This window comes from Ectobacillus funiculus (assembly GCF_004138295.1).
GTDB lineage: Bacteria > Bacillota > Bacilli > Bacillales > Bacillaceae_G > Ectobacillus > Ectobacillus funiculus.
Map to the genome: position 1 here is coordinate 54963 of NZ_SCFM01000040.1, position 7252 is coordinate 62214.

At 38.1% G+C, this 7252-nt stretch carries 6 protein-coding genes; all 6 read right to left on the bottom strand.

What is annotated here, in order from left to right; genetic code table 11:
* Window positions 1-16 precede the first annotated feature (16 nt).
* Window positions 17-796 carry an ABC transporter ATP-binding protein gene (locus EP737_RS19955; protein WP_129730243.1) on the bottom strand — a complete coding sequence of 260 codons (780 nt, stop codon included), beginning with the start codon at window positions 794-796 and terminating at the stop codon, window positions 17-19.
* A 13-nt stretch (window positions 797-809) separates the two neighbouring features.
* Window positions 810-1841: an ABC transporter substrate-binding protein gene (locus EP737_RS19960; protein ID WP_129730246.1), complete on the bottom strand. Its 1032-nt coding sequence runs from the start codon at window positions 1839-1841 to the stop codon at window positions 810-812.
* A gap of 30 nt (window positions 1842-1871) precedes the next feature.
* Entirely contained in the window at window positions 1872-2846 is a 975-nt protein-coding gene (locus EP737_RS19965) for a formylglycine-generating enzyme family protein (RefSeq protein WP_129730248.1), read from the bottom strand.
* Entirely contained in the window at window positions 2843-3334 is a 492-nt protein-coding gene (locus tag EP737_RS19970; RefSeq protein WP_129730250.1) for a MarR family winged helix-turn-helix transcriptional regulator, read from the bottom strand. Before EP737_RS19970 ends, EP737_RS19965 begins: the two co-directional genes overlap by 4 nt.
* Window positions 3335-4078: 744 nt before the next feature.
* Entirely contained in the window at window positions 4079-5416 is a 1338-nt protein-coding gene (iscB, locus tag EP737_RS19975) for an RNA-guided endonuclease IscB (protein WP_129730252.1), read from the bottom strand.
* A 1548-nt stretch (window positions 5417-6964) separates the two neighbouring features.
* The coding region (locus EP737_RS19980) for an RNA-guided endonuclease TnpB family protein (RefSeq protein WP_165350873.1) at window positions 6965-7252 on the bottom strand (288 nt) is incomplete at its 5' end.

A 7252-nucleotide genomic window follows, 5' to 3' on the forward strand; every position in this document is an offset into this window, starting at 1 on the left:
ATTGCCTCCTCACTTATTATTCATCAAAGTGATTTTGTATTTTCCGATAATACTCATGAAAGTTCATATCTGTGATGTCTCTCGGATATGAAAGATTGGTATCATAAATAGTAGTAATTTTTGAAGAGGGACCAACAGACATAATCCCAATTCTTTGACCTAGCAGGAGTGCCTCTTGTATATCATGCGTAACAAAAATAACCGTTTTGCTTGTCTCTCTCCATATTCTTATTAATTCTTTCTGCATGGTCCTACGGGTCATTGCATCGAGTGCTCCAAATGGTTCATCCATAAGCAAGATGTCCGGATCATTTGCTAATACCCTTGCCAACTGTACCCTCTGTTTCATCCCCCCAGACAACGCCTTTGGAAACTTATGTTCATGGCCAGATAACCCTACTAGATTAATATAGTGTGAAGATAGTTCCTGTCTTTCTTTCTTAGGAACTTTTTTCATCCGCAAACCAAACTCCACATTTTCTTGAACGGTAAGCCAAGGAAATAACGCTCCATCTGCCTGCTGAAATACCATTCCTCTATCACGCCCAGGCTGCTTGATTTCTGTCTGATTTACAGATAGTTGTCCGTCTGTTTTCTCAATAAATCCAGCAATCATATTTAGCAAGGTAGATTTTCCGCAGCCACTCGGTCCAAGCAAAATAAAGAACTCTCCTTCATGGATCTGTAAATTTACATTGTCCAGAATATAATGAGACTTAGCATCTTTACCCTCGGAGAACGTTTTTCGTAAATTTTCTATGTAGATCGCTGTTGCTGCCTCAGTTAATACTGTCATCGCTCCCACCCCTTTATTTCTCGTAAGTGACACTTTCAGGCAATGCCTTTTTCAAAGGTTCAACCGAAATTTTATCCTTTAGTTCAAACTTTTCCTTCAAGATCCCCTTTTGTTCCAACCATGATTTCATATCTTCTAAATGCTTACCATCCTCTTTTGTAAAACATAAAACGTAATTAGTACGATTAATATCCTTTACAACATCCTCTTTAGGCAACTTTAATTGTTTAAAAGCAATATCAGCTGTTTCTTTATGATGCGTGTTTACATATTCCACTCCTTCATTGATCGCTTTTAAAATGTCGCGAACAGTGTCAGGATTTTTTTCTACAAATGAACGCTGCATAATTAAATAACTATCCACTTGAACACCTGAATCGGAAACATCAGCAATTTCTTTAGCCCCTGCTATACTTTTGAATTTATCTGTTAATGCTCCACCAATCCAGACAGCATCAATATCCCCTTTTTGCATTCCGACAATTGCTTCATCAGGTGTACTATAAGGTACATATTTAATGTCATTTTCAGAAATATTGTTCTTTTCTAGATATTTATCCCACACATATTCATATACAGTTCCCTTCGCAACTCCTAAACGTTTTCCTTTTAAATCTTGAGGCCCATTAATATTTCCTTTAACAAGCAGCTGTGTCTCCTTCGAGGTTTCTTTAGTTGCTCTCGTTAAAGTACTAACAATGGTCATGTCTCCCTTGCCAAGTGAATTTAACAAGGCGTAATCAGCTGCACTTCCTGTTTCTGTCCGATTGACTAGCAATGCGTTAATTGTGTCAATTCCATAAGCAAAGTTAGAAACATCTGCATCAATTCCATACTTTTCAAAATATCCATTTTCCTTGGCGGCACGGATTTGTAAAGAGCCTCCTGCAGCGGTGTCTAATCCCATTTTGACCTTAATCATTTTCTTGGACTTTCCTTCCTCAGCTCCTGAGCTTTCTGTGGCGGTATTAGAGCAAGCCGCTGCAAGAAGCAGGACAATGGATGAAACAATAAATAAGCAAATTCTTGAAAGTTTCCTGTTCATAGTAAAATTCTCCCTTTTTTTATCAATCTATTAATTTATTTCTCTGTCTGTTATGTCTGCTGCACAACGAAAGCCCATATGCCCTGTTGAGCTATCTGGCGTGTTGGATGTTCTTGCTGCAACACGGTACCGATTACAGTAGGAATCATGGCACATGTAGGATCCTCCTCGGATTACTCTGCTTTCTCCTTGTAATGGGCCTTTTGGATTGTCTTTTGCATCATACAAATGGTAATCGGGACTAAACCAATCAGCACACCATTCCCATACGTTTCCCGACACATTGTATAACCCATAGCCGTTTGGAGGGAAGGATTTAGCGGGTGCTGTCCCCTTATACCCATCTGCTGCAGTATTAACATTTGGGAATTCTCCCTGCCAGATATTGCAGTAGTGCTCACCATTAGGAAGCAGTTGATCTCCCCAAGGATAACATTTTTGAAAAAGACCTCCTCTAGCTGCATATTCCCATTCTGCCTCTGTCGGTAATCGCTTTCCCGCCCAAGAACAGTATGCATTCGCATCGTTCCACGATACATGCACAACCGGATGATCTAGACGTGACAGAATGTTAGAATCCGGTCCTTCTGGATGCTTCCAGCAGGACCCTCTAACCATCCACCACCAAGGAGTGCCTTGCACAACACTGCTAACTTGGTTGGCTGTTTGTTCAGAGACAAATTGATAAAATACAAAGGACCAGCCATATTGTTCAGCTTCCGTTATGTATCCAGTATCGGTCACAAACTCTAGAAACTGCGAATTTGTTACCGTACACGCATCAATAAGGAATGAATCAACTGTCACACTTCGAATTGGTCCTTCCCCGTCAAGAGGAAAGCCTTCTCTGCTATCGGTTCCCATTAAAAATGTTCCGCCCGGAATTAGAATCATTTCCTCTACTAAAGCGCTACTTTTTCTAGGTATTGACTGCAGCAATTGTATATTTTTCTTTCTTGTTTCCGTTTTTATAGAACAACATGATGATGGTTGTATTTCTTTCATGAAGCTCCTCCTTTCTGTTGTTTCTCTGCAACCAATTCCAAGATAGCTTTGGACATATGGGGAAGGTTGCCAAGAATTTTTCTGTAAAAAATAAGTTGGGTTTGGAGTTCCTCCTCATTAAAACCCTGAAATAACGCCTCCTGAAATCTTCCGCTTACTTCCTCATATCTCATCAAAAGCTCCAAGCCTTCACTCGTAATTTCTAAGTTTACTACTCTCCTATCATCTTTTTCTCGTTTTCTAATGGCATAACCGCCTTTTACGAGCCTGTCGCAAAAGGCTGTGATGGCACCAGAGGTGAAATCTAATTCTTTCCCTAAATCTCCGACTTTTTTTGGTCCCTCTAACTTAAGCTTGTCAAGTATCATAAATTGAGGCAGGGTCACACTGCCTTCAATCAAAATTTTGTCCCGCTCTACTATAAACTTACGCACCATTTTTCGATACGCTTCACTCAATTCTTTTAACAATTCTTCCTTGCCTTCCATTCATCATCCCCCTAAGAAAATACAAAAGGCCTCTAAAAGACTTTATATACAAGTCTTTTAGAGGCCTTCGGTTGTCCAATCGGCTCATTTATAATTTTAAAATTTCACTTCATTTTTTAATATCTTGCTGTTCATTATCTTTCTGTAAAGATATCATAAACCAATTAAACCCATTAGTCAAGTTGGTTTTATGGAAATAAATGATTGAAAATGGGTTCTGGTGATACAATAGCAGTCAAGGTATTCCTAAAATTTCTCGCTACGTCGAGTTGACCTCCGGCTAAAAATTTATCCTTTCTTACAGTGCAAAAAGGCCCTTTATTGTTATCTATTAACAATAAAGGGCCTCTAGTTTTCTAGTCAGCAACTTTTAATTATATTTAATATATATGTTTACTGCGTTTTAATTTATCATTATACCGTATTTATGTCAATTGTTTTTAAATAATCATTAAGACTTTAAAAACCCTAGCACACCCTTTTTATTTTTCAATTAAGAATAATAGATTTATCATTTTTAACCCAGAAGCCTTCTTTCTCAAGTGCGTGAAGGACAAAGCCTAGAAACAGGGAGGCTGCTAAAAAAGTCCCTGCTTTGAGCAAATAAAGAAGTCTTCATCAATATACAGAAAAGAAGAAGCTATTCATCTACATGTAGTAGTTGTCTAGCTTCTTTTCTTCGTTAAATGGACTTTTTCAGTGCCCTCAAAATAGGTGGGGGATGAATATTCGGCAGGCGTAAGCCTACAAGATTGCAAATTGCCAGTTAGCATTGTGGCATAGCAGTTCTAAGCTGCTTAAGTTCACTTGTTTATACGATTTACCTGGAACTGTAACATAATCACCTTGTATGTTTTTTACATAACAACATTGTCCACTGAAGCCACTAATCCAGCCGACTTGCCCAAATACACGTACTTTATCATTCAACTGCCATGTCCCCACTGCTTTTGTGTTTTTTTCATTTCTTTTAGCTAATGTATTTTTTTCTTTTCTCCCCTTTCGTGCAGTTGCTTCATGTAAAGAACGTTTTTTCTTTCTAAATTGCTTAATAAACAGCACGTTTGCTGGATTTTCTTTAATAGCAGTTATACCTGTGGACGCAATTGCATCATTAGAATGTGTTTTTTCAAGCTCAAGTATTTTTCGTCTTGGTGTTGTCATACTTCCATATGTAATGTGAGCTTCAGGATACTTTTCAAACACTCTTCTACGAAAAATATTCATGAATGGGCCTTCTTTATAACGTTTGGTTTTTTTTTTCTCTATCATCCACTTCCAAAAAATGTTGTCTTCTTGATGATTTTCATACGTATGGCAACTCGTGCAAACTGTAACGAGGTTGCATGCGGCATTGCTTCCCCCATGACTTTTATAAATAATATGATGGGTTTGTAAAATCCCACCTTTTTTCTTGCAGACCTGACAGGTGTAATAATCTCTTGCAAGAACAAAGTACCTTACATCGTGATACCCAAAGGTGTCCCCTTCTTGATACTCCCTACCTTGGATATTTGGACTCCTCATCTTCTGAACATCAAATTTTCCTACTTCTATATGAATATTGCATGTTGGGAGTAAGGAATACAATGTATCGATCCAATAAAAGGTATTCTGTATTCTGCTTTGAATAGAAGGTGGAAGCCAACCATTTGGCCGCTTAGAAGTAAAGGATACAGATACCTTGTGATACATTCCTCTCTTTGTTCTTTTTCCTTCTACATAAACTCGTTTCGTTTTATGCTTAAATTTTGACCTTCTATATCGAGTCTTACGATTTCTTCTGCCTCGTCTGTAGGTTTTCTTTGTTTCTAGATTACCTTTTACATCCTGACGTAATTCTAATTCTGCCTTACCAAATACTTTTTCATTAGATGTAATAGCAATTCCAACACATTTTGCACCTAAAGCTATTCCTAACCTTGTTTCTTGCGTTGCTTCTCCTGTTGCATACAGAAGCTGAATCGTAAACGGATTATGACGAACAATCGTTGCTTTCTGTTCTTTCAATAGAATTCTCGCTTTACGCGGAGAACAGGGCATCAGCATCTCTCCACGTAAATTCATGACGAATACTCGCAAGTTTCGTTCCTCCTTAGAGTTTGTTTCCCTTCGTCAATGTTGAATGAGCTTCTTGCACCAGGTTGACCGTTCCTACCTCTCAGAACTGTTACAGGGCCTGAACAACAGATGTGCTAGGGAATCACACAAGGCTGTGTTGACTCATCCAACGTAGTCACTCGCTATGGCTTACCATATACCGGAGACTGAGACTAGACAACCAGGCTTTTTCAAGCCCCCGCTTTAAGAATAAGCAGTAGGTAGTTGACAGAAACGTACACTTCATAAATCCTGTCCCTCTGTCTAATAGCTCGGCATCTGCATTAACATTCATTCTAGGAAAACCGAACTCTTTTCCATCCTTCTTTCATGAACCACTCTTCCGTAAATTAATACTTGTTTGTTTATGGCTCGAATAGCTTTGGCTTGCTGCATATCCCCCATCCTTTCTATGAAATTAAGGATTTTCTTGCATGTAAAGCCTTATAACTAAAAGAGGCTCTCGGTTCAAGGGAAATTGCACCTTGAATTGAGAGCCTCTAGTGATCTAGTCGGCATATTCAAACCTTTTAAAATAGAGTAAAATTTTTACCAATGGGGCCTTACCGTCCCTGAATATGAGGTAAATCTTTAAAGACTATATTAATTATAATTAAACATATATGTCAAGTATGAATTAAGATTTTTTTGAAAATTAACCGAGCCATTTATGTAATCAAGCAATATTGCTGATGGCATATTTCGTTTTTTGATTGTTCTTATGGGCATGGTTGCTTTTGTGTCTGTTATGCTTCAACATGACAGGAACGAAATAGAAACTAACAATCTTTTAGAAAAGGGAGTTTATCCCGCATCACATTAATGGGCAATCAGGCTCCACTTCAAAACTAAGCTTAATCGAAAAAGTTTAGGCAGGCCATGTTACTATTCTGCCTTTCTTAAAATATGCTGCACAATTTCTTTATAAATAAGGACAATTTGCTGTCACTTCTCATACATAGCTGGAACTACATCCTTATGCTCAGAATTCTAATACAGAAAATCTGTTGACCAATCCCCCTGTACTATGGGCTGCTGAAGTAACGGTAGATTCAATTCGTCAATGGCCGACTGTAAATATTCGCTTCTTACTAAAAAAGGACTAACGTCATCCATGCACGTCATTGTACTCGAACTAATTTTTTTTAATGTTTCTAAATCACGACTATATATAGTAGAATCCCAATATACTTTGGAAATCACTTGCATAACAACTTTAAAAGGTATTTTTGTACATATTGATAATATCCGAGCTGCTTTTTCTGGGTTATTTCGGATCAGCTGATGTGTACGTATATGAGCTTTCAAGTATGAGATTGTCACTCCCTCGTGATTACGTAACCAGCTATTTTCAGATACAATTCCAGGTGAACTACCCGCCACTTATCCGCTGCGCGTCTTGAAGTGGGGGCTTCGAAAGACAAACAACATCTTTCTCTTTTATTACTACTTCACTCACAAACCTAACGGTTCATATCCATAGTCTTGAATTCGCGGCGTCCCTACCGCTATTTGGAAAACTGATACAAATTATGCAGACAACACTCTCATTTCCTTCAAAACGTGAGTACCGTATTGCTTGAGGTTAAGTGCTGCATTATAATCTCTATCCGTTTTTGTACCACATTCGGTACATCGGTATATCCTTTCGGATAATGGAAGTTTATCTTTCTTATGTCCACAACAATTACAGATTTTACTAGATGCGAAATATTTATCAGCAACAATATAATATTTTCCTTTTCTTTCACATTTGTATTTTAGCATCGTACGGAACAGCCCAAATCCGTTGTCATGTAACTTTTTCCCTAAACGTAA